1 protein-coding gene is annotated in these 24,867 nt (G+C 47.3%); it reads right to left on the minus strand.

Annotated features, from left to right (window positions below):
• Positions 1 to 79: 79 nt before the first annotated feature.
• Positions 80 to 24,520: a mucin-binding protein gene (locus tag ACYVUV_RS05695; RefSeq protein ID WP_484499164.1), complete on the minus strand. Its 24,441-nt coding sequence runs from the start codon at positions 24,518 to 24,520 to the stop codon at positions 80 to 82.
• Between the last annotated feature and the right edge of the window lie 347 nt (positions 24,521 to 24,867).

Here is a 24,867-nt window from a genome sequence, read left to right on the forward strand (position 1 = left end):
TATACCATCTGGCGGAAAAAATAGGCCTGCCCATATAGAGCAGACCTATTCTCCTCCCTGTTAGCGAGGGAAAAATCGCTTATTCGTCATCGCGCTTCTTGCGCCAAATTCCGCTTATGGCAGTGCCAACCGCGGTCAAGAGCAATCCGAGCCAGGAGAGCTGCTTGCCGCTGGCTTCGCCAGTTTGCGGCAACTCAGCTAACTGAGTCTTCGCCGTGTGTCCGGCTGGGCTTGCGGCTTGCAGACCCTTACCTGCAGTTTGGCCGGTTAAGCCAGGCTTTTGGCCTGCTTGACCAGTTGCAGAAACAGATGGCTTTTGGCCAGCTTTCTTGCTCTTTCCGCTTGTCTTTGGCTTAGTTGACTGCTTGCCAGGGGCAACGGAAGGATGCATGTCAAGCGATGGCACCAGGCGGATGACGAAGTTGTTTTCGCCATTGGTACTTGCAAAGACTGCCTTCCAGATGCTTTCAAGGTTGCTAGTTTCCTTGTACCCTTCCTTCAAAAGCGTTGCCAGCTGAGCCTTTGCTTGGGTAAAGTTGATGGCCTCATTTGGCTTGCCGCTGTCAAAATCAGCCATAAGCTTGATCGTCTTGCCAGTCTTTGCGTCGACAAAGGAGATCGTTGCTTTTTGCTTGTTCGGGTAGTAGTAGACGTTTTCTTGGCTGTCAGCATCCCCGTGGGTAACCTCACGGCTTGTGATCAAGCTGGTGCTTGGCGTGTAGTTGCTGAGCTCTGGCGTCTTTTGGCTTGTAAATTTGTTGCTGGTCCAGTCGCCATAGCTAGTCGCGCCGGTGACCAGGTCGGTCGTGACAGGCCGGGTCAGTTCAGCAGTTTGTTCAACCGCTTCAATGCCGGTTGGCATGTGGTAGTTGATCGTCCGGGTGATGGTCTTCTTTTCGTCTCTCTTAGCGTATGAGTGCACCAAGTGTGCTTCGAAGAGCTGGGTAGGTGCATCAAGGAAGATGGCGTAGGCAAACTTTCTGCCGGAAAGGTCTCTGTTGCCGCTTGCCGCGAAGAGGTAGCCCATGCGCACGTAGTTCAATAAGGACGCGTTAGCAAAGTTGAAGTCGATTGCTTCACCGGTCTTGCCTGCAAGGGATGCAGTAGTGAGCAGCCGGCCAGTCGTGTCATCGTAGATATTTACAAGAGCCTTTGGGTTTTCGCCCGTGTAGTAGATGTCAACCATTTGGTCTTGTGTTGAGCCATCTACAGAAATCTCAGCTACAGAACTTTGGCTTGCAATGTAGCCTGCAACTTCTGGAGTTGTTTTTGCGCTCCACTCACCGCTAGTCCATGGAGCAAAAGTCTTGCTCTGGTCTACGTTGTCGGTCGTAACTACTCTAGTCAGCTGAACTGGTTGAGTTACAGTCTCAACACCATCCGGCTTGTGATAGTTGATCGTACGAGTAACCGTCTTGGTCTCGTTTGACTTAGCGTAAGTGTGAACCAGGTGAGCCACGAATTCTTGAGTAACTTCGTCCGTGTTATCAAAGTTGGCTGAAGTGAATTGGCCGTTGGTCAGATCACCATTACCAACTTCTGCCAATGCGTAGCCCTTGTTTAAAAGGCTCTTCAGCGATGCATTAGGCTGACTGAAGTCGATCGCTTCTCCCGTCTTGCCCGCAAGGGATGCGGTAGAGATAGGTTTCCCGGTCGTATCATCGTAGATATTCACAATTGCAGATTGGCCATTTGCACTGTAGAAGACGTCAACCACTTGGTCTTGGGTTGAACCATCTACAGGAGTCTCGGCTACGGAGCTTTGTCTTGCAGTGTAACCGGCAATCTCTGGAGTTGTCTGTTCACTCCATTGACCACTAGTCCACGGATCAAAAGTCTTGCTCTGGTCAACATTGTCAGTCGTTACAACTCTAGTCAGCTCGACTGGCTGAGTTACTGTCTCAACGCCATCTGGCTTGTGGTAGTTGATCGTACGAGTGACCGTCTTTGATTCAGAGCTCTTAGCGTAAGTGTGGACCAGGTGAGCAACGAACTCTTGAGTAAACTCGTCTACGTTATCGAAGTTGGCTGAAGTGAATCGACCGTTGGTCAGATCACCGTTGCCAGCTTCTGCTAAGGCATAACCGCTAGTCAAGTAGCTAGTCAGTTGCTGATTGGCTTCATTAAAGTCGATTGCTTGACCCGTCTTACCAGTCAATCCAGCTTGACGAAGTAATTTGCCATTAGTGTCATCGTAGATCTTTACTACAGCAGCTTGACCATTTGCGCTGTAGAAGACGTCGACCACTTGGTTTTGGGTTGCACCATCTATAGTAACTTCTGCTACGGAGCTTTGACTTGCAGTGTAGCCGGCAACTTCTGGAGTTGCCTTTTTACTCCATTGACCATTAGTCCATGGGTCAAATGCCTTGCTCTGGTCAACATTGTCGATCGTTACCACTCTAGTCAGTTCGACCGGTTGAGTTACAGTTTCAACTTGATCATTTGGCTTGTGGTAGTTAATTGTCCGAATGATTACCTTCTTCTCACTGCCCTTGCTGTAGGTGTGAACCAGGTGAGCGACGAATTCTTGAGTGGCTTCATCTGCATTGTCAAAGTTAGCTGAAGTAAATTGACCGTTGGTCAGATTACCGTTACCAACTTCTGCTAAGGCGTAACCACCATTCAAGTAACCAGTCAATTGCTGGTTAGCTTCGTTAAAGTCAATTGCTTGGCCAGTATTCCCAGTCAAACCAGTCTGACGAAGCAATTTCCCAGTCCTGTCGTCGTAGATCTTTACAACTGCGGATTGACCATTCGCACTGTAGAAGACATCAACCACTTGGTTTTGGGTTGCACCATCTACAGTAACTTCTGCTACGGAGCTTTGACTTGGAGTGTAGCCGGCAACTTCTGGAGTTGCCTTTTTACTCCATTGACCATTAGTCCATGGGTCAAATGCCTTGCTCTGGTCAACATTGTCGATCGTTATCACTCTAGTCAGTTCGACCGGTTGAGTTACAGTTTCAACTTGATCATTTGGCTTGTGGTAGTTAATTGTCCGAATGATTACCTTCTTCTCACTGCCCTTGCTGTAGGTGTGAACCAGGTGAGCCACGAATTCTTGAGTGGCTTCATCTGCATTGTCAAAGTTAGCTGAAGTAAATTGACCGTTGGTCAGATTACCGTTACCAACTTCTGCCAATGCGTAGCCGCCTGCCAGATAACTAGTCAGTTGCTGGTTGGTTTCGGTAAAGTCGATTGCTTGACCCGTCTTACCAGTCAATCCAGCTTGACAAAGTAATTTGCCATTAGTGTCATCGTAGATCTTTACTACAGCAGCTTGACCATTTGCGCTGTAGAAGACGTCGACCACTTGGTTTTGGGTTGCACCATCTATAGTAACTTCTGCTACGGAGCTTTGACTTGCGGTGTAACCAGCTACTTCTGGAGTCACTTTCTCACTCCATTGACCGCTAGTCCACGGATCAAATGCCTTGCTCTCGTCAACATTGTCAGTCGTTACCACTCTAGTCAGTTCGACTGGTTGAGTAATAGTCTCAACCTTGCCATCTGGCTTGTGGTAGTTGATCGTCCGAGTAACCGTCTTCTTTTCACTATCCTTACCGTAAGTGTGAACAAGAATTGCAGTAAATACTTGGTCGACATTGTCAACATTATCGAACTTGCTTGGCGTAAATTGCCCATCAGTGAGATCACTATTGCCGTCTGCCAGAGCATAGCCCTTAGTCAAGAAGACTGCCAGCTGGTCGTCGGCATTCTTGAAGTTGATCTTCCCATCAGTATTACCTAACAAGTTCTCCAGGTAAATGTCTTTGCCAGTCGTCTTGTCAAAAATCTTCACGACAGCCTTTTGACCATTAGCCGTGTAACTAATGTTAATCGTCGTGTCTTGGCTGTCTCCATTGACTAAGACTTGGCCAACAGAACTCTCACTTGGAGTGTAGCCAGCGATTGCTGGAGTAGTCTTTTCATCCCATTGACCGCTAATCCACGGATTAAACTCCTTGCTCTGATCAACATTGTCAGTCGTAACTCCTCTAGTCAGTTCAACCGGCTGAGTTACCGTCACCACGCTGCCATCTGGCTGCTGGTAATTGATCGTCCGGGTAACCGTCTTTGCTTCGGTGCTCTTTGCGTAGGTATGTACCAAGTGAGCTACGAATTCCTGGGTAGCCGCATCATCATTGTCAAACTTGACTGGAATGAAGCTGCCGTTTGACAGATCGTCATTGCCGGTTTCCGCTAGAGCATAGCCTTGGCCAAGGTAAGCTGCCAGCTGGTCGTTGGCCGGCTTAAAGTTAATCATTTGATCCGACTTGCCGGTCAAATCCATTTGCCGGATCATCTCACCAGAATTATCGTCGAATATCTTAACCTTAGCAGTTTGACCATTAGCACTGTAGGTGATATCAATCGTTTGATCCTGGCTGTGTTCATCAACCGCAGCTTGACCAACACTAGTCTGGCTAGCCTTATAGCCTGGCACAAGTGGACTGATTGCTTCATTCCATTGCCCAGTCGTCCAAGTGCCAAAGGTCTTCGTCTGATCAACATTATCAGTCGTTACAACTCTGGTCAGTTCAACCGGCTGCTTTACAGTCTCAATACTGCCGTCTGGCTTATGGTAGTTGATCGTCCGGGTGATGGTCTTTGACTCAGTCTGTTCAGAATAAGTGTGAACAAGGTGAGCCACAAATTCTTGAGTAGCTTCATCCGCATTGTCGAAGTTGGCTGCAGTGAATTGGCCGTTGGTCAGATCACCGTTACCTACTTCTGCTAAGGCGTAACCCTTGGCTAAGAGGCTCTTCAGCGTTGCACCAGCTTCACCGAAGTCAATTGCTTGACCTGTCTTACCACTCAAACCTGCTTGACGAAGCAATTTTCCAGTTGTGTCATCGTAAATCTTCACAACCGCTACTTGACCATTCGCACTGTAAAAGACGTCAACCACTTGGTTTTGGGTTGAGCCATCTACAGTAGTTTGACCAACTAAGTCTTGACTTGCAGTGTAACCGGCAATCTCTGGGGTTGTCCGTTCACTCCATTGACCGCTAATCCATGGGTCAAAGCTCTTGCTCTGGTCAACGTTGTCAATCGTTACCACTCTAGTCAGTTCGACCGGTTGAGTTACAGTTTCAACTTGATCATTTGGCTTGTGGTAGTTAATTGTCCGAATGATTACCTTCTTCTCACTGCCCTTGCTGTAGGTGTGAACCAGGTGAGCCACGAATTCTTGAGTGGCTTCATCTGCATTGTCAAAGTTAGCTGAAGTAAATTGACCGTTGGTCAGATTACCGTTACCAACTTCTGCCAATGCGTAGCCGCCTGCCAGATAACTAGTCAGTTGCTGGTTGGTTTCGGTAAAGTCAATCGCTTGGCCAGTCTTACCAATCAATCTAGCTTGACGAAGCAACTTCCCAGTAGTGTCGTCGTAGATCTTTACAACTGCGGATTGACCATTTGCACTGTAGAAGATGTCAACCACTTGGTTTTGAGTTGCGCCATCTACAAAAGTTTGACCAACTAAGTCTTGACTTGCAGTGTAACCGGCAATCTCTGGGGTTGTCTGTTCACTCCATTGACCGCTCGTCCACGGATCAAAAGTTTTGCTCTGGTCAACATTGTCGGTCGAAACTACTCTTGTCAGCTGAACTGGTTGAGATACTGTCTCAACGCCATCTGGCTTGTGGTAGTTGATTGTGCGAGTGACCGTCTTTGATTCAGAGCTCTTAGCGTAAGTGTGGACCAGGTGAGCCACGAACTCTTGAGTAGCTTCATCCGCGTTGTCGAAGTTGGCTGAAGTGAATCGACCGTTGGTCAGATCACTGTTGCCTACTTCAGCTAAGGCGTAGCCCTTAAGCAAGTAGTTTTGCAGGGACGCATCGGCTTGCTTGAAGTCGACGGCTTCGTCAGTCTTCCCCATTAAAGTTTCTTGACGAAGTAATTTTCCAGTCGTGTCGTCGTAGATCTTTACAACTGCGGATTGACCATTCGCACTGTAGAAGACTTCGACCACTTGGTTTTGAGTTGAGCCATCTACAAAAGTTTGACCAACTAAGTCTTGACTTGCAGTGTAACCGGCAATCTCTGGAGTTGTCTGTTCACTCCATTGCCCGCTCGTCCACGGATCAAACTCCTCGCTCTGATCAACATTGTCGATCTTAACCACTCTAGTCAGTTCAACCGGTTGCGTTACCGTATCGATCTTGCCGTCTGGCTTGTGGTAATTGATCGTCCGGATGACCGTCTTGTTTTCACTTTCCTTACCGTAAGTGTGAACAAGAATTGCAGTAAATACTTGGTCGACATTGTCAACATTATCGAACTTGCTTGGCGTAAATTGCCCATCAGTGAGATCACTATTGCCGTCTGCCAGAGCATAGCCCTTTGTCAAGAAGACTGCCAGCTGGTCGTCGGCATTCTTGAAGTTGATCTTCCCATCAGTAGTGCCTAATAAGTTTTCCAGGTAGATATCTTTGCCAGTCGTCTTGTCAAAAATCTTCACGACAGCCTTTTGACCATTAGCCGTGTAACTAATGTTAATCGTCGTGTCTTGGCTGTCTCCATTGACTAAGACTTGGCCAACAGAACTCTCACTTGGAGTGTAGCCAGCGATCACTGGAGTGTCCTTTGCATCCCATTGACCGCTCGTCCATTCACCATAACTTGGAAGCTTAGTTACCTTATCAGTCGTCACCTCTCTAGTCAGTTTAACCGGCTGAGTTACCGTATCGATCTTGCCATCAGGTTGCTTGTAGTTGATCGTCCGGGTAACTGTCTTAGTTTCGGTGCTCTTTGCGTAGGTATGTACCAAGTGAGCTACGAATTCCTGGGTAGCTTCATCATCATTGTCAAACTTGACTGGAATGAAGCTTCCGCTTGCGAGGTCACCATTGCCGGTTTTCGCTAAAGCATAGCCTTGGCCAAGGTAAGCTGCCAGCTGGTCATCGGCCGGTTTAAAGTCAATCATTTGATCCGACTTGCCGGTCAAATCCATTTGCCGGATCATCTCACCAGAATTATCGTCAAAGATCTTAACCTTAGCAGTTTGACCATTAGCACTGTAGGTGATATCAATCGTTTGATCCTGGCTGTGTTCATCAACCGCAGCTTGACCAACACTAGTCTGGCTAGCCTTATAGCCTGGCACAAGTGGACTGATTGCTTCATTCCATTGCCCAGTCGTCCAAGTGCCAAAGGTCTTCGTCTGATCAATATTATCAGTCGTTACAACTCTGGTCAGTTCAACCGGCTGCTTTACAGTCTCAATACTGCCGTCTGGCTTATGGTAGTTGATCGTCCGGGTGATGGTCTTTGACTCAGTCTGTTCAGAATAAGTGTGAACAAGGTGAGCTTCAAAAGTCCGCTTGTCATCTGGCAAGTATTTAGTTGCCTTGAACTCGCTGTTTTCAAGAGCTTGGTTCTTGCCCTTAGCCAGCGCGTAGCCATTAGCCAGCTTGCCTGCCAATTCCTTGTTGACTAAGGCAAAGTCGACTGCTTGGTCAGTCTTGCCAGACAGACTGGTAGTGAACAAAGTATTCCCAGTCTTGTCATCGATGATATTAACCGTTACTTGTTGCGTATCAGCAAAGTAGTATACATCGACGGTTTGATCTGGAGTATTTACAGTAACCGCCACTTTATCAACCTTTGGTTGAACCACCTTGTAGCCAGCGATTGCTGGTGTTATCTTTTCATCCCAATTTCCAGTTGCCCAAGAACCATAGTCCTTGGTTTGATCAACGTTATCAGTTGTAACCTTTCTGCTCAATTTTACAGATTGAGTTATTGTGTCAACCTTGCCATCTGGCTGGTGGTAGTTGATCGTTCGTGTAATTTGAATATCTTCACTTGACTTAGTATAAGTATGCTGCAGGTAAACCGTGAAGACTTCATCTACTGTATCATCACTATCCATTTTGGCTGGAACAAAAGTAGTTCCTCTTACAATGGTCTGCCCATCTACTAAGGCATAACCAGCTTTAAGCAAACTTGCCAGTTCCTGGTTAGCAAAAGTGAAGTCGACATCCGCGCCTTGCTTCTTGGCCTCGTTGCTCTTTGCATCTACAAAAAGCAACTTATCCTTGGTCTGGTCAAAGACCTGAACGATTGCCTTCTGGTACTTCTTGTAAGCTAAAACGCCGGTCTGATCAATTGCCTGTCCTTGGTCATCCAGAAGCAAACTCGTCTGACCAATATTCTGGTTATCTGCTTCGTACCGGTACCAGCCAGCGAAGTTTCCGGCAGAAACCGCCGGAACCAGTTCATCTGGTCCCCCACCAGTTTCGGTGCTGTTTTCCTTAACCGTCCAAACACCAAGATTGGTCGTGTAGTCACCTGTCACAAGGTCAATCGTGTAAGTGATTCCGCGCTGGTAGATAACAGTTTGTACGATATCGCTAGCTACTGGAACTTGTTCATTAGGATTCGTAGTTTCAAACTTATGACTAATTGTCCGCTTGACGGTGGCTTCATTTGTAAATACATCTGGGATCTTCACAGCCGTCGTTGTTGGATAGTCATACTTCGTGCCATTGATATCATTAAAGGACTTGCCAACTTCTGGCAGGCTGTTGACCGTCACCTTCTGGTGGATCAAGTGAGCTTGGAAGACTTGGTCCGTTGTGTCATCTTTATCAAATGTGCTCGAACCAAAATCAGTCTTTAAGAAGTAGCCGTGCTTAAGGTATGTCGCCATCTTTTGCTCAGCTTCGGTGAAATCGATTGGGTTATCTTGCTTGCCAGTGATTGAGTTTTCACTCAAGATCTTTCCAGTTGTGTCATCAATTATCTGAATCTTTGCATTCTGATAGTGCTTGTAGGTAAGATCAACCGTCAAATCGTCACTGGCTGCCAATGTCTTAGCGGCAACGTTAGCAGAAGTCTGGTACCAACCAGCAAAACTACCAGTTACAGATGGAACCTCAGCTGAGGTAAGACTATTTGTTGCTCCACTAACAATTACTGAGCCTTTTTCTTTCAAAGTTTCAGCCGACGTGTTGCCTGTAGATCCAGATACAAATGTCCATGCTCCGTAGATTGGATCGTCTTTAATCTCGCCAGTCACCATGTCAACCTTGTAGCTCTTACTTCTATTGAAGTTGACTGTTTGGGTGACGTCATATACCACTGGCTTTGCCGTGCTGTTGCCTTCAAAGACATAGCGCACTTTTCGTGTAGCAGTTGCGTTCTCACTAAAGTTAGAACTGTTTTGCAGTTGGGTGTCAATCTTCTTTGGAGTGTAAATAACAGGTTGATTATTTTCATCATGAACATTGTCGCTCTCGCCTGTAGTTGGCACACCAGAAACAATCACGATCCGGTGAATTAAGTGGGCAACAAAGCTTTGGTTGCTGTTATCCAACTTATCAAAGGTGGCAGGGGTGAAGGCGCCATCCGTAATATCGGACTTACCACTGACTAAAACATAACCACTAGCCAAGTAGCCTTTAAGCCAACCGTTAGCTTCGTCAAAGTCAATTGCCTTGCCTTGTTTACCGGTCAAGTCTTTACTGTTCAAAACAGCGTTAGTTGTATCGTCAATTACTTGAACAACTGCCTTCTGAATCTTTGAATAGTGCAGACTGCCAACGACATTTTGCCCCGGCACCAGAGTCATATCTCCGGCATCAGTTGAACTTGTCAGATACCATCCAGCAACATCAGTTGAAGCTGCTGAAATTTTGTCATCCTTTGAAGTCCATTGACCATAAGTCGGTCCAGCCAGAATATCACCAGTTGCCAAATCAACCTTGTAAGATACTGGTCTTTCAAAGTTGGAAGTTTGCACTAGGTCTGCCTTTTGCGGTTTATCGTTACTGTCACCATCAAAGACGTAGCTGACCGTCCGAATTGCGGTACTCGTGTCCGTAAAGGCTTTGTCCACCAAATTATCGGTCTCTGGATTGTAGTCAACTTGCTTGCCATCTTCGTCAGTTACCTTTCCGCCAACCGTTGGCTGACTGGTAATCACTGCTATGTCGTGCTTCAAGTAGATCGTGAAGGTCTGGTCGCTGTCATCCTTGGAATCCAAAGTTGCTTTAGTGAATCCGGACTGATCGCCATCTGAAGTCTTATTAGTTGCAAAGATATAACCATGACTCAACAGATCTTGAAGTTTAGCATTAGCAGCATCAAAGTCAACGTTACTCCCCTGCTCTTTCTGAGCATTGATCTGATCATCGTAGTAGATTGCCTTGTTTGTATCCTTACTGTCTTCATCAATGATCTGAACGATTGCCTTCTGGTACTTCAGATAGGTCAAGTTCACTTCTTGATCGTTGCTGCCTTGTTTCAATTCTGTAGCATTGGCTGTTGCAGATTTTGGATCAAGATACCAACCTATTGCAGTAAAATCACCGCTAACAACTGGTACAATTGCATCCTTACCCAAGCTCTCTGGCTCAGAAACTATCGTCCCATCTGCTTGTGCAGTTCGCTTAGTCGTTGTTGATACATTGCTTGAGAAACTGTAGTCCCCATAGCTAACATTCGAAATTGTCCCCGTTACCAAGTCAATTGTATAAGTGACTGGCCGAGTGTAAGTGACTGTTTGCACAACGCCAGCGATGCTTGGCTCATTAGTGCTATCACCAGCAAAGACATAGTTGACTGTCCGCTTTACTGTGCTTGCATCAGTATAACTTGCTTCATTCTTAAGCATGTCAACGATCGGCGTTGTTGCTGGCACAAACTTATCTGCATTGGTATTGCTACCAGTAACTGGCACACCTGTCAATTTGGCGGTGTCATGCTTTAAATGAGCTTGGAAGTACTGAATTACCGCATCAGACTTTTGCGCGTTGTTAGTTGCATCGAATTTTTGTTCAGCAAAGCTTTGCAAGTCGGTAGCCAGATCGGTGTTACCACTAGAAGACAGAATGTATCCTTGGCCAAGCATCTTCTTCAACTCAGCATTAGCATCTGTAAAGTTGATAGCTTTGCCTGTGTCGCCATCAATCGTGAAGGTAACTGTCTTGGTGTTGTCATCATCATCAATCAATTTGACGACTGCTTGCTGGAAGTCAGCTGTGTATGTCACGGTCGTGTCCATGCCAGCATCTTCAGGAGTGATGGTTTCTGTCATCTTTTGGTCTACTGGATCAAAAGTCTTAGTTCCGGACTTCGTTGTGATCGTCGCCGTATAACCTGGATACAAGTTGACTTGGCCAGTCACCGTCTTGGCGTCAGTATTGGTCGTGTACTTAACCGAAGTATTGCCACCCGGTTCATTTTCACCAATTACAGAGCCATTTGGTTCGTAATGGACCGTGTAGACGATAGTCGGATCGGTTTCTGTTGGCGTGTAGCCTCCAGCAGTGGAAACCGTTTGACTGCTTTGGTCCGTCGTCTTCTTTACATCAACGTTCGTTACATGGTAGCCCGCTACGACTGGGTAAGCGGTCAAAGCAGTAAATGAATTGATTCTCCAATCACCAGTTGATTGGAGCTTGCCAGTTACCTTGTCAAAAGCAGAAGTTCTGGTCAAAGTCTGAGTTTGTACGTCATCTGCTGAAGCCGTGCCACCAGGTACGTCAAACTTAATCGTTTGACTTGCTGCCTTGGTCAAGTAGTCCGCCGTAGCTTCACTTGGATACTTTGCAGTAGCCGCATTGCCAGTATTAATCGAACTGCCAGCAGTCTGTGGACCATTTGCCCCAGTTGCTTGACCATCTAAAGTGATGGTGTCATGAACAAGGTAAATCGTGAATTCTTGAGTTGTATCATCATCACTGTCATATGAAGCTTTATTGAAGCCACTGGCAGTCCCGACGTCCGACTTTTCGAACTTAAAGCCGCTCTTCAGCAAGTCTGCCAAAAGTGTGTTAGCACTGCTGAAGTTGACAACATCCCCTTGCTTTTTCTGGTCAGCCAAGCCGATGTTTTGAACAAAAAGTTCTCCTTGCTTGCTGCTATCGCTAGTTAAGACGCCATTTTGCAGCGTCATCTTATCACTTGGGTTGTCATCAACAATCTTGATAACTGCAGTCTGGTACTTCAGATAGTGAATTTCACCGGTTTGTGATTGATCAGTCAACTTACTGTTTTCATCTACTACAGCCGTAATTGTTGCAGAGTCTGCATTCCTACTGCTGCTCTGGTACCAGCCGGCTTTGATGAAGTCCCCGCTGGCTGCTGGCAAATTGGCATCCCTCAAACTGCTATTGCTCCCGCTGTAGCTGATTTGACTGCCATCGCTTACCGCGCTGGTGTCTGTCGACTCCGCAGACACAAAGCTTGGGGTTTGGTAAATGGTCTTCAGAACCTTCCCAGTAACCAGGTCAGTCTGGTAGTTGACCGCTTGCGTAAAGTTAACCTTCTGTACTACTGAGTTTACCTGCGGCTTGCTTTGGCTTGACTTGCTGTCAAAGACATAGCTGATCGTCCGCGTGACTGTAGCGTTTTGAACGTAGCTGTCGCTAGTAGTCAGAGTTGTATTCTTCTTGACTTCGTCAGGAAGATCTACTTCCTTGCCAGAATCATCCGTAACCTTGGTTAGGTCCGTAACTGATCCGGTCAAGGTAGCAGTGTTGTGAGCCAGAGTGATGACCACATTCTGAGTAGAAACACCATCGCTTGAGTCGTCTTGGTCGTCAAAAGCAGTTGGTAAACCGGAATTCTTGACGAACTTGTAGCCCAGCTTCTCATACTTATCCAGAATTGCCTGGTAAGCTGAAGTCAAATAGACCTTCTGGTTAGTTTTCCCAGTTGCCAAGGTTGCATAAGTCTTGTCACCATCTACGGCAAGGTTCTTTTTATCAGTCTCATCGTAGACTTGGTAGCTAATCGTCTGTGCCTTGGCTGAATAAGTTACCGTCCGGTCGCTGTCACCCGCGTAAGTAGTGTAGGTGAAGGTATTGTTGCGTGCATCAATTGCCGTTGATGTACTGCCATCAGTCAAGACTGCAGTATAACCTTGGATGATTGGCACCGTTACGGTTACCGTATCAGCCTTGGTAGTTGTGTAAGCAATGTCCTTCTTATCATCTTCTAGCAAAGTGCCATCTTCATCAACGATCTTGAGTGAGCCATTTGGATGGTAGGTCACAGTAAAGACTGTCTTCAGCTTGTCTTGATCGCTGCTAGTAGCCGCAACATTATTGACAACTGGGACAAATGCGGCGATTGATTCCGTATTCGTCAAAGCTGTTCCATCTTGATCAGCGCTGACCACATGGTAGCCAGCAACAACCGGATCATTGGTATCCGTAAAGGTCACGCTAGTAAAGTCTGTCAACGTATCGCTAACTGCTTGCCCCGTTACCTTGTCAATCGTAACTTGTCTGGTCAAAGTAGCACTTTGAGTTGCAGATGAACTTATCTCATTACCATTAGCATCAACGTATTTGATCGTCTGGCCAACCTGCCGCTGCAGGTAAGTAGCCGTAGCTTCGACTGGCCAAATGGCATCTGACAGACTGTCGGTGCTGCTGTTGATCTTATCCCCTTGCGTCTGCGGTCCAGTAGCAGCTTTGGTATCACCATCTACAGTAACCGTATCGTGCACAAGATAGAAGGCAAAGAGTTGGTCACTTTGACCATCATTGTCAAAAGTTGCTGCCGCAAAGTCAGTAGCACTATTGTCGCTGCTGGTCTCAGTAGTAGTCTTGCCATCAGTCTTGGAAACCGTGTATTTTTCGATCTTGTAGCCACTAGCCAGCAGTTTCTTCAGCAATGCACTGGCATTCTTAAAGTCAAGGTTTGCCCCCTGTTCTTTGCCAGCAATTGTTTCTGAGTAGAGGTTGCCTGTCCCAGAGACCAATTTACCGTCTTTCAGATCCTGCTTGTTAGTGCCATTGTCATCGATGATCTTGACAAAAGCATTCTGCTTCTTCAAGTAGTAGAGCGTAACTTCCGTACTTTGATTTGCAGCACTGCCTTCCTTAGCAGCGTCCGGCATAAGCAGACTGTTATCAGCACTAATCGTGCCAGCTACATTATTAGCTTTGGTTGGATCCAAGTACCAGCCATCAAAGTCACCGGTAACCGCTGGCATCTCTTCTATTGTCGAAACAGAGCTGTTGCTATAAGTAACTGTACTAGTCCCGTCGGTCTTGCTGATCGTGGTCGTCGTATTAGTATTGCCAGAACTACTCTCCTTGAACTGCCAGTCTTGGTGGTCCCGGGTAATTTTCCCAGTAACCAGGTCAATCGTCCATTCGACGGCCCGCGTGTAAGTTACAGTTTGCTCGATTGATTTATCATGAATTCCTTGTAACTGACTATCTAATTGTTCACCAGTTGGCACTTCAAATTGATAAGTAACCGTCCGTTTTGCAGTCGTTGAGTCGCTGTAATCATGTGCTGAGGCTAACTTGCCGTCACTTGGTTTGTTGCTCTCGCTCGTCCACTTGTAAGTGATGGTTTGCCCATTGTCCGTGACCTGACCAGCCTTTTCCATATTTGCTGCTGCTTCGGAAGAGGCAAAAGTCTGCTTCTCATGAGTCAGCTTGATCGTCACGACTTGGTCGGCAGTATCATCATGGTCAAAAACAGTTGGAGTCGTATCAACGCTGTCAATCCGGTAGCCTTGGCTCTGGTAGTAAGCCTTCAAAGCATCCAATTCATCGGCCACGCTAGTGTAGCTGCCGATGAATGTCCCAGCGCTAATTGCCTGGTCGCTGACACCGATAGCCAGAATATTGCCGTTGTTTTCTTTAAGTACGGAGCTTGATGCTGCTGTAACATCCTTGCTGCTTTCATCTAAGTCAAGAACCTTGTAGCGCAAAGTCTGAGCATCTGGAGAGTAAGTAACAGTTGAGTTTTCGCTAGCCCGGCTGGTATCAAATTGGTAAACCACACTTGCTGGCGTCTTTTCGGCACTGCCGTTCCAATCCCTGGTTTGGTCGATAGTGCCATCATTACCAATGTCTAGCTTGGCCGTGTAACCCTGGTGGGCAGGAATAGTAATTGTAACCTTACTTGGGTCTTCACTATCAGTTACGTAGGAAACTTCAGCACTAGTTCCTGTGTTGCTAGTTAAGCTGCCATCACTCCCATAAACTGGTTCATTAACTTTCTTCCATTGACCATCAGTTTCATAGTAAACCGTGTAAACCGGGGTCAACGTTGCCTGTAAGTCACCATCTTTATTGCTTGCGGTATAGCTATCAGCGCCATTAGCTACCGTATCACTAACCGTGTAGCCGGCAACTACGGCATCCTTGCTCATGACATAGTGGTAGTTGTTAACGACCGGCGACTTGACATCATCAAATTTAACTGAAGCAAAGTCACTGATTGCCAAAATCTTTCCAGTAACCCGGTCGACCGTAACCGTTCTAGTCAAAGTCTTTTGGCTGATACTGCTGTCGTATGCTTTTTGATTAGTATCTTTGTAAAGATAATTGATTGTTTGAACTGCTTGCCGGGTCAGACTTTGGTAAGCCGACTCATCACTTGCCATATCAATCAAATCCGAATTAGACTTCACTCCAGTCCACAGCAATTTGTTGCTTGTTGAATCTGGGTTAATCTGGCTGGTCATCGTCACCGTCTTGCCATCACTGGTAGCTACTGTGTTGCTGGTATTTCCAGCCTGCAAGGTTGCTGATGCGTGCTTGAGGTAAACCATGATAGTCTGATCACTAGTGTCATCAGAGTCAAACGTTGCATCCATGAACGTACTGCCAGTCAATGACTTCGTCTTTTCTGTATCAACGACATAACCGCTCTTTAGCAGTTCATCCAGTTTAGCTTGCGCGCTTGTAAAGTTGATCGCTAAGCCTTGCTTTTGGGCAACATTATTCTTGTTGGCGTCACTGCCACTTTCGTCATACAGGGTGCCTTGGTTGTCAGTAGCGTTGTTGTCAACAATCTTGATGTAGGCATTCTGCAGCTTCTTGAAGGTTAAAGTGACGCTTGTTTCAACGTTGTTCTCGGCAGCTGCCTTGTCAGTAGATGGAGTCTGTGCGGCTTTGCTTGATGCATCCCCGCTATCCAGATACCATCCGCTCACAGTCCCGGTTACCGCCGGGAAGACAGCATCAGTAAAGCTGCTTTCAGCACTTTGGCTGACATTGCCATCTTTATCAATCGTAGTCGTCGTGCCCGCGCCGCTAGTCCCATCGGTTGCAGAGTTCCATGCTTCGTAGTCTCTGCTTGCTTTACCAGTTACCAAGTCGACCGTGTAAACGATTGGCCGGGTGTAAGTAACGGTCTGGGTCACGGTCGTTCCATTGACATCTTTTACACCTGCTGGCAATGCCGCATTACTGCTAAAGGCAAAAGTTACCTTCCGGGTAGACGTTGCCTGCTCGCTGTATGAAGCATCGCTCGTCAGAGTTGTATTAGTCAAAGCGCTTCCTAAGTATGCCGTCCGGCCTGACTTAGCCGTGATTTGGCTGTCACTCGTCAGCTTTTTAGATACAGTCGCCGTGTCGTGAATCAAGTGAGCCACGAAGGTCTGCGTATCATTGTCCTTGCTGTCAAAAGCAGTAGCAGTAAAGACGTTACCGGTCAATTGACTATTGCCATCAGTTGCCAAAGCATAACCATGAGCTAAGTAGTCAGCCAGGTCTGTGTTGGCAGTACTAAAGTCAATCTGTTCTCCCTGCTTGCCATTTGGGCTGTAGCCAGTAACCTTATCATCCTTAAGCACGGTACCAGTCGTATCGTCAATGATCTGGATCGTCGCATTAGCATACTTGCGGTATTCCAAAACTACATTTTCATTGATGGCCGACCCGTTGTCCAAAGCCTTAAGCAGCTGCTGGCCAGCATTATCAGCAGAGCTGACCAAGTACCAGCCGGAGAATTCACCACTGACAGCACCAATGTAGCCCTGCTTTACTTCATCGTCAGTCAAAGCAAGCGACGTCAAAGTTACCTGGTTATCACTTGTGCTGGTAGCTTTCTGCCCAGCCTGGGCGTTTGGACCACTAGCAACATAAGTCCAATCAGTGTAAATCGGCGTTTCTTTCCCAGTTACCAAGTCGATATTGAAGCTGACATCTCTGGTCCAGGTAACTTTTTGCACAAAGTCTGCCACTTTCGGCTTGCTGGATGAGTCGCCGCTGAAGACGTACTTGACTGTCCGGACGGAAGTTACCGTCTGCTTGTAGCTGGCTGGGTTAGTAACCTTAGAGTTGTCAACGACTTGATCGACATAAGTAATCGTATTGCCGTTCTTGTCTGTAATAGTCGTTGCGTTCTTGTCAATTGCTTTATCAGTGGTAGCCGTATCGTGAACCAGGTGGACAACAAAGCTTTGATCCGTGTCATCTTCATTGTCAAAGTTGGCGGCGATAAAGCTAGTTACCCCATCAGTCGTAGCAACATCGCTGTTGTCAATGCCGTCTCCGGTTGCCAGCAAGTAGCCATGCTGGAAGTAATAGTTAAGACTGCTGTTGGCGGCAGTAAAGTCAATCTTGCCCGCGGTAACCCCACTTGGATTGAATTCACTTAAAACAGTCTTGGTTGTATCGTCAATGATTTGGATATCAGCTACCTGGTGGTCTGCCTTGTAGCTGATGTCAACCACTGAATTTGGCGTGCTGGAAGTTACAGTTTGCGCGTCAACGCTAGCCCGCGTTGCCGTGTAGCCCTTAACCACGCTGCCGACAGTCGTATCAGCACTAATGACTTGGGTATTGCTCTCATCTGGACTTGCCTGCTGGCTCCAGTCTGATGAGTGAACCGTTTTTTCCTGGCTAGTAGACAAAAGCTTGCCATCCTTGTCAGTAAGGCTTTGATCGATCCATGAGTAATTGTTTTCACCAGTGGTCCAAGGAGTGTAGATGACACCGCCAGTTACCCGGTCAATGTCAGTCGTCCGGGTCATCCGCACGGTCTGCAGGAGGGTCAAAGTGCTGCCGTCTGGCAGGTGGTAATTGATCGTCCGGGTGGTGTCCTTGTAGGTTGAAGCGTTATTGCTACTCTTGTCTGGATCATAGCTGTAGTGAATCCGCCCATGCTTCAAGAAGAAGAGGAAGGTCTTGTCAGTCGCGGCAAAAGTAGCATCAGAAAGGCTGTAAACGGTCGTGCTAGTGCTATCAACAGTTGTGGTCGTCGCGGTGATTTCGCCAGACTTATCCCCTTGGACAAAAGCATACTTAACTACTTGCTTGGTCTGCCCGTTTTCCGTCGTGCTTGGGAAAGTCGTGATAGTTTCCGTGATTGCTCCAGCGCCTGTTGCTTTCGGCGTGTAAATCCGGATTTCTTTCACCGTTCCATCATCTGCCGTAACAGTGCTTGATGAAGTCAACTGAGCCATGTAAGAGCCAGTATTTGGATTGACAAAGTCATCAACCCCAATCTCATAGCCCTGCTTCAAAAGGTCTTTGAGATACAGGTTGGCATTGCTGAAGTCGATGGCCTTCTTGTAGACTCCGGCAGTTTGACCATCATATGAGCTGGCGTATGTAAATTCCGGCGTGATCATTTGCCCATTTGCATCTTTGGTTGGCGCGCTTGAGTTGCTGTCGAGGAAGACTATTCTGGCTTTTTGCACAATGGCTGGGAAGGAAACATTGATTACCTGACTGGTCGCGTCAGTTCTGATATCGCTGACTGCTTCGACACTGTCAAGACTTGCCTTGTAGCCAGTCGTGTCAATACCGGCATCCTTGGCCACAGTAGCCGTATCTAAGGCTGCCCAAATAGCAGTCACGTCACCTTCAGTTGTGGTAGCATCAGCCCCGTTGACTGAAACCGAAGTGGTGCTCTTAGCTAATGTCCATTCCCCATAACTGGTCTTGTCAGTTACCTTGTCCAGGCTGACCGTCCGCGTGTAGTTGACCGCTTGGACAAAAGTCTTGGTCGTCCCGTCTGGAAAGCTGTAGTTGACCGTCCGGGTAATTGACTTGGTCTGCGGATCTTGTTCATCAATTCCGTGCGTCAAGTAAACGATGAAGTTTTGACCATCAGTCGCAAATTTTTTCTCAGCAAAAGCCGTACCGGCTTCATTGATGGCTTGGTCAGCCAAAGTGTCGGTCGTATCAGCGACATAGCCCTTTGCCAAGTACTCAGTCAAACGGCTGTTAGCAGCTGAGAAATCGATATCGTTCCCAGACTTACCGTTGATTTGGACTGAATACAAGTTGGTCTTTGTAGTTTCATCGTAAATTTGCACCGTGCCGCTGATCCCATCGCCTGGCTTGTTGTAGAGCACCAGGACTACCTGGTCACCAGTATTTTTAGAGATCCCGGTCTGCTCTGCTACAGTTGCCTTGTCTGGGTAGTAGCCATCTGGGACATCGGTCGAATCGGTCTCATGAGTTGGTGAAACTGCTTTTTCCCAAGTGCCAGTGGTCCAGTCAGTGTATGTTGTTTCGCCAGTTACCAGGTTGACCGTCTTGGTCCGAGTAACTGTTACTGGCTGAGTCAAAGTCTTAAATGGTGCACTTGCCCCGCTGATAATGTATTGAATAGTTCTGGTGGACGTTGCGGTTTCAGTAGTTTCCTTAGTGCCTTGCACCAGGTGGGCTTCCAGAGTCACGCCTTGAGTGCCGTACTTAACTGCATTAAAGACTACTGGAGAAGCTGTAATGTCTACAGCAGAATTTTTGTCAGCGGCCAAAACATAACCGTTAGCCAGGTAGGACTGCAGCTTGCCGTTTGGGCTGACATTGCCCATGGACTTGGCCGGCTTGTCAAAGTCAACGCTGCTGTCGTAGTCCCCGGTCAAGTCAGCTTCTGCCAGAATCTTACCAGTCGTGTCATCGATAATGTTGACTTGCACGTGTTCAACATCTGGCGTGTAGACAACCGTAATTGCCTTGTCTGGCGTTTCAACATTGACGCTCTCAGCTTCAATACTCGTTTCACTTGGCGTGTAGCCTGTTACTTCTGGAACAGTTTCCGCGCTCCATGAGCCGGTCGCCTTCCAGGCACCATCGCTACGGTTGCCGGTTACTAAGTCAGTTACCGTGCTGGAAGTAAGGACTACTTTTTGGACCAAGGTCTGCGTCCCCGTCGGCAGTTGGTAGCTGATCGTCCGGTTGACAGAAGAGTAGATCGTCCCGGTCTTAGTCTTGTGCTTTAAATGAATCTCGTAGTTCTGACTGGCGTCACTGCCCGCGTAGATGTCTTCTGCCGTGATGCTGGACAAGTCGCCGTCCTTGTTGTAGGCGATGACGATCTTTGAGTTGTTGCTGGAGGCAAAAACGTAATTGCCATCCAAGTAGCTGGTCAGCTGCTTGATCGCGTTAGAGAAGTTGATCTGGCCGGCAGTAGTTCCGGAAACCAGGTATTCGTCTAATTCAGCCTTGTTTTCATCGTCATCGATGATCTTGATGGTGGCGCTGGCTGCCTTTGGCAGGTAGTTGACCACGATATCAGCGTCTGACGTGGTGTTTGAGACCGTCACTTCAGGGATGCTGGTGACACTGGCGTCATAACCAGTTTCGGTTGGAACATCATATTTATCCCAGGTCCCAGTCGTCCAGGTATCGCTAGTTATCTTACCAGTAACGTTATCCGTAACGATCGTTTCGGTCAATTTTACAGATTGTGTAGTCGTGTAGCTGTTGCCCTTAACTGGATTGATGGTAATCTTCCGTGTAACCGTCTTATTTTTGGTCTGGGTAGTCGTGCCATGTAAAAGCTTAAGCTTGATAGTCTGGTCAGCCGTATCATTGCTATCAAAGCTGTTAGCCCATGAGTAAGTCTTATTGCCTTGATCATCGCTAACGACATCAATAATAGCTCCATCTGCCAGCTGGTAGCGGACAGTTTGGGCATCTACTTGACTCGTAGTTGCACCAGTCGTGTCCAAAACATAACCAGCCTTGATGTAGGCGTTCAGCTGAGCATTAGCATCACTGACAGAATTAATCGTAACCGTGCTTTCCTTACCGGAGGCATCTTTAGTAGTTAAAGTGGTTTGTTCATCGATCTGCTTAAAGTTGATGGCTGCCCCTTGCTGGCCAGTTTGGCTGTAATTGTCCAGGACCTTGTCATTGTCACTGCCATCGATAACTTGAATAGCAGCTTTTTGCAGGCGCTTGTAGGTCAAGGTAACAGTCTGGCTGTCCCCAGGCATTAAAGTTTCTGCTGCCAGATATTCACCATTAGCCGTATCAGCCAGATACCAGCCGTCAATTGTCTGCGGGGAAACGGCAGAAATATCTGCCTGGCCATCAGTAACCGTCCAATCCCCTTCTAATTTGGTCACCGCGCCCGTTACTTGGTCAACGGTATACGTGATTGGACGTGAAAAAGTTGCGTTGTCAGTTTGGTCAGCCACGCTTGGCAGGTCAGTTGAATCGGTTGATGTGAAGACATACTTAACTGTCCGGTTGGCAGACTTGCTTTCTTTGTAAGAGTCTGAGTTCTGCAGAGTCGTCAAGTTTTCGGTAGAAATCTTGGCTTTCGTTTGCTCGCTAAGACTGCTGAGGTCGCTATTGCTGGTCAAGACAGTTTTGCCGTGCTTCAAGTGAACGGTATATGCTTGAGTAGCTTCAGTATCGTCATCGTAAACCGCGTCAGTTGGCAAAGCACTGCCATTAGCTACGTATCCAGCTGCTTCATAGCTCGCAAGCTGAGTTTTGGCATCAGTAAAGTCAATCGCAGCATCGGTTTGACCCGTTAAGTCAACAGTAGTCAGAGTCTGCTTCGTTGAATCACTTGCATCGTCATCGACAAAAGTTACTGTTGCTTTTTGCTCAAGTGGCGTGTAAGTAACTTTGATATCTGAGACAGAGTCTGTATCTGGCGTAACTGTAGCAGCTTCTCCGGTAACTTTCTTGCTGTAACCAGCGATATCTGGGAAGGTGAAACTGAATGTGCCGTTAGCTGGGCCAGAAGTTTGCGTCCAGCTGTCCCCATTTTTGACAAAAATAATAGTCTCGCTCTGCTCAGCTGGCGTCTTAGCCCCCGCACCAGTGAAGGTCACCTTCTGGGTGAAGACCTTAGTCTGAGTGCTTGGCACGTAGAGGAGGCTAGTATCCTTCGTTGGATCAGCAGCCGTCACGCTAGTCTGTGTTGCCGTGTAGTCTGCGACAGTTGGCAGATTGACGATTGCCTGGCTGGCATCAGCTGGGTTGTTAGCGTATGACAAAGAAGCAAGAACCTTGCCGTTCTTGTCAACTGCCTTTAGTTTTCCGACCGCTTGGTATACAACCGTCTGGCTGATATTGCCAGTAGCGTTTGAACTGATAGTTACCTTTGCAGCTGGGCTGACATAACCGGTGATGACTGGGTTTGCCAGTTCTGCATCCCCATCTTTTGCCGTCCAAGTAATTGTTACCGCATCACTGTCTTTGTCGTACTTGCCCAGGCCAGTAAAAGTAACCGACTTAGTCTGGTCATCAGCTAATTTATTGCCACTTGCGTCCTGGTAGCTGGCAGTTAAGCTGACAGTCTTTTCCGGGTGTGTCAAATAAGCGGTGAAGCTTTGCCCGCCGTTAGCCGCGTATGTTGCGGCAGTGAATTCGCTTTCCGTCAAGTTTGGGTTATTGCTGGAGACCTGATAGCCGGCAGCGATGAACTTTGCCAAAATATCGTTAGCGCTGGTAAAGTAAACATTCCCGTCGGTTTGCCCAGTCAAGCTGCTAGTGTACAGAGTCTGCCCTTGGTCATCGACAAAAGCAACAGTAGCGCTTTGCTCGTTTGCTGTGTAGACCAGCGCTTGATCAACTGCAGCATCTGCCCCTGTCAAAGTGATCATGCTGCCTTGGCTGACAGCCTTCCCGTTTAAAGTAGCGGTATAGCCTGCTTCTACTGGAAGCTCAAAGCTGACAGAAGTAGCATCTTGGCTGTATGTCAGATCGTTTTGGCTAGTCCCCTTCTGGCTGGTGATTTGGCCAATCTTGACGTATTTAACAGTAGCCGTGGCATCTTCGCTGTCTTTAGTCACGTCTTTTTTGCTGACGCTGGCTTGGTCAGCCACGTAGCCGGCAACTTCTGGAGTCGCCACTTCAGCCCAAGCAGCAGTGTCTGGCGTCCAGCTATCTGACAAGGTCTTGCCGGTAACGTCATCAGTAACTTTTTCTTCAGTAAAGGTCGCCGTCTGAGTTTGGCTGCTTGGCGCCGTAAAATCACTGTCAGTAGACTGGTAGTTGATCATTCTGGTGACGTTCTTGCTCGTCGCCTTTGTCGTAATCTTGTGCTTAAGGTGGATTGTGAAGACCTGGCTGACCGAGCTCGCGTCATCGCTAGTATCGTAGCTGGTTACCTTGAACTTGCCAGTTGCCGGATCGATCACAGCGTCATTGGCTTGACTTAGTTCGTAGCCGGCAGCCAGCAGATTTTTAACCTGGTCTTCGGCCGTAGTAAAGTCGATGCTTTCGTCGGTCTTACCGGTCAAGCTGATGCTGTTGGCAGAAAGATCCTGGGGATCGTTGGTATCATCGTCCTTGAAGTTGACGGTCGCCTTGGCGTCATTAGCCGTGTAAGTTACCGGAACGTTGATGTCAGCAGAATCAGCCGTTACCGTCTGGCCTTTTACAGTAGTGACATCGGCAGTATAGCCTTCGATCGTTGGCACGGTTACATCTTCAAAAGTTGCGCTGCTCTTGTCCCAGTCACTGGTCGTGGTCTTGCCATCGCTGGACCGGCTGGTAGTTTTAGAAAAAGTGATGGTCTGGCTATTCTCAGCTGGAGTCTTAGTACCAGCACCGGTGTAGGTTACGACTTGCTTGACGCCCTTAGTTGTCGTTACCAAAAGGTAGATAAGCTTGGTATCTTCCGTCGCGCTGGATGGAGTGACAGTTTCATTTGCGCTGTCAGCCAAAATGTAGCCGTCGATGGTTGGCGCGGCAGTTGCAACGACCTGGTCAGCTCTGGTAGTGCTGTTGCTATAAGCTACTGGAGCCACGTAGTTGCCCTTGATATCGGCCGTGATTTCATTGCCGTTTTCGTCAACCGGCACAATACGGCCTACGGCCTTGTAAGTTACTTGGCTAGTGTAGGTATCATTGGAGACGGTACTGCTTTTTCCAGTAGTATTGTCACTGCCAGTAAAGCTGCCGTCACTGTTGGCAAAAACAGTCTGCGTCACTTGGTTCGTATTGGCAACGTAACCCGAAACAACTGGCACAGTGGTTGTCACGGTTGCAGACTTGTTAGTCCAGTCGTAGCTGTCTTCCGTCTTTTTGCCAGAAAAAATTGTCTTGGTCTCCTGGGTTGCCGGATTCTGGTCGGAACCGGTGTAAGAGACCTGAGTCTTGACTTCAGTTGAAACTGCTTCAGTCTGGCTGCTGGTGTCATTAGTAGTTGCTGCAGTATTTGTACTGGTATTGTTAGTAGTGGTAGTAGCAGTAGTAGCATTTGTGCTTGTACTTGCTTGGCTGCCAGTAGGCGTACCTGTACTGTCAGTACTGCTTTGGCTGCTAGTTGCAGCGGTTGAATCAGCAGTTGAACTCGTGTTTTTCGTTTGTTCAGTAGTTGAACTCGTTGTAGTGCTTGCACTGCTCGTTTGCTGAGTTGCCGTCACCTCAGCAGTATTATCAGCCGCAGCTACTTTGCCAGGCGTAAATGTAATTGCCAGCCCGCCTAATGAAAAGCCGAGCAAAACAGAGGCCAAACCTGTGTTGACCTTTCTGAAACTGTAGTGTTGTTCCTTTCGCTCCATCTTCTGAAGCTTGTTTCTCGCAGATTTTTTCGCTTCGATCATGTCAAACTTCTCCCCTTTTATTTACACGCAAAGATTTAGAACATTGTTCGCAAAAAATATTAATGATTACTAAACAGAAATAGTTACGTAAAATTGAAATTATCAGCATCTTCTCATTAAAACTATATGCGGTCAATTTCCTACCTCTATAATAACGGTTACATACCTTATTTTCAATTTATTCAAGATGTATTTCCGAGAGCTTTTTAATTATTTTCTGATAAGTGTTTTTACATTTCGCAACTACTAGGCACAAATAAAATAACTAATTCATTATATTGATCAAAAAAGCTGCATCCATCAAAATGATAGATGCAGCTTGGGTAGTATTTATAGAACTGTTTGAA

Source organism: Lactobacillus sp. WILCCON 0149, assembly GCF_057197965.1.

Bases quoted from the DNA above. Each gene is read 5' to 3' on its own strand.
- ACYVUV_RS05695 (WP_484499164.1), bottom strand. From the start codon at position 24,520: ATGATCGAAGCGAAAAAATCTGCGAGAAACAAGCTTCAGAAGATGGAG.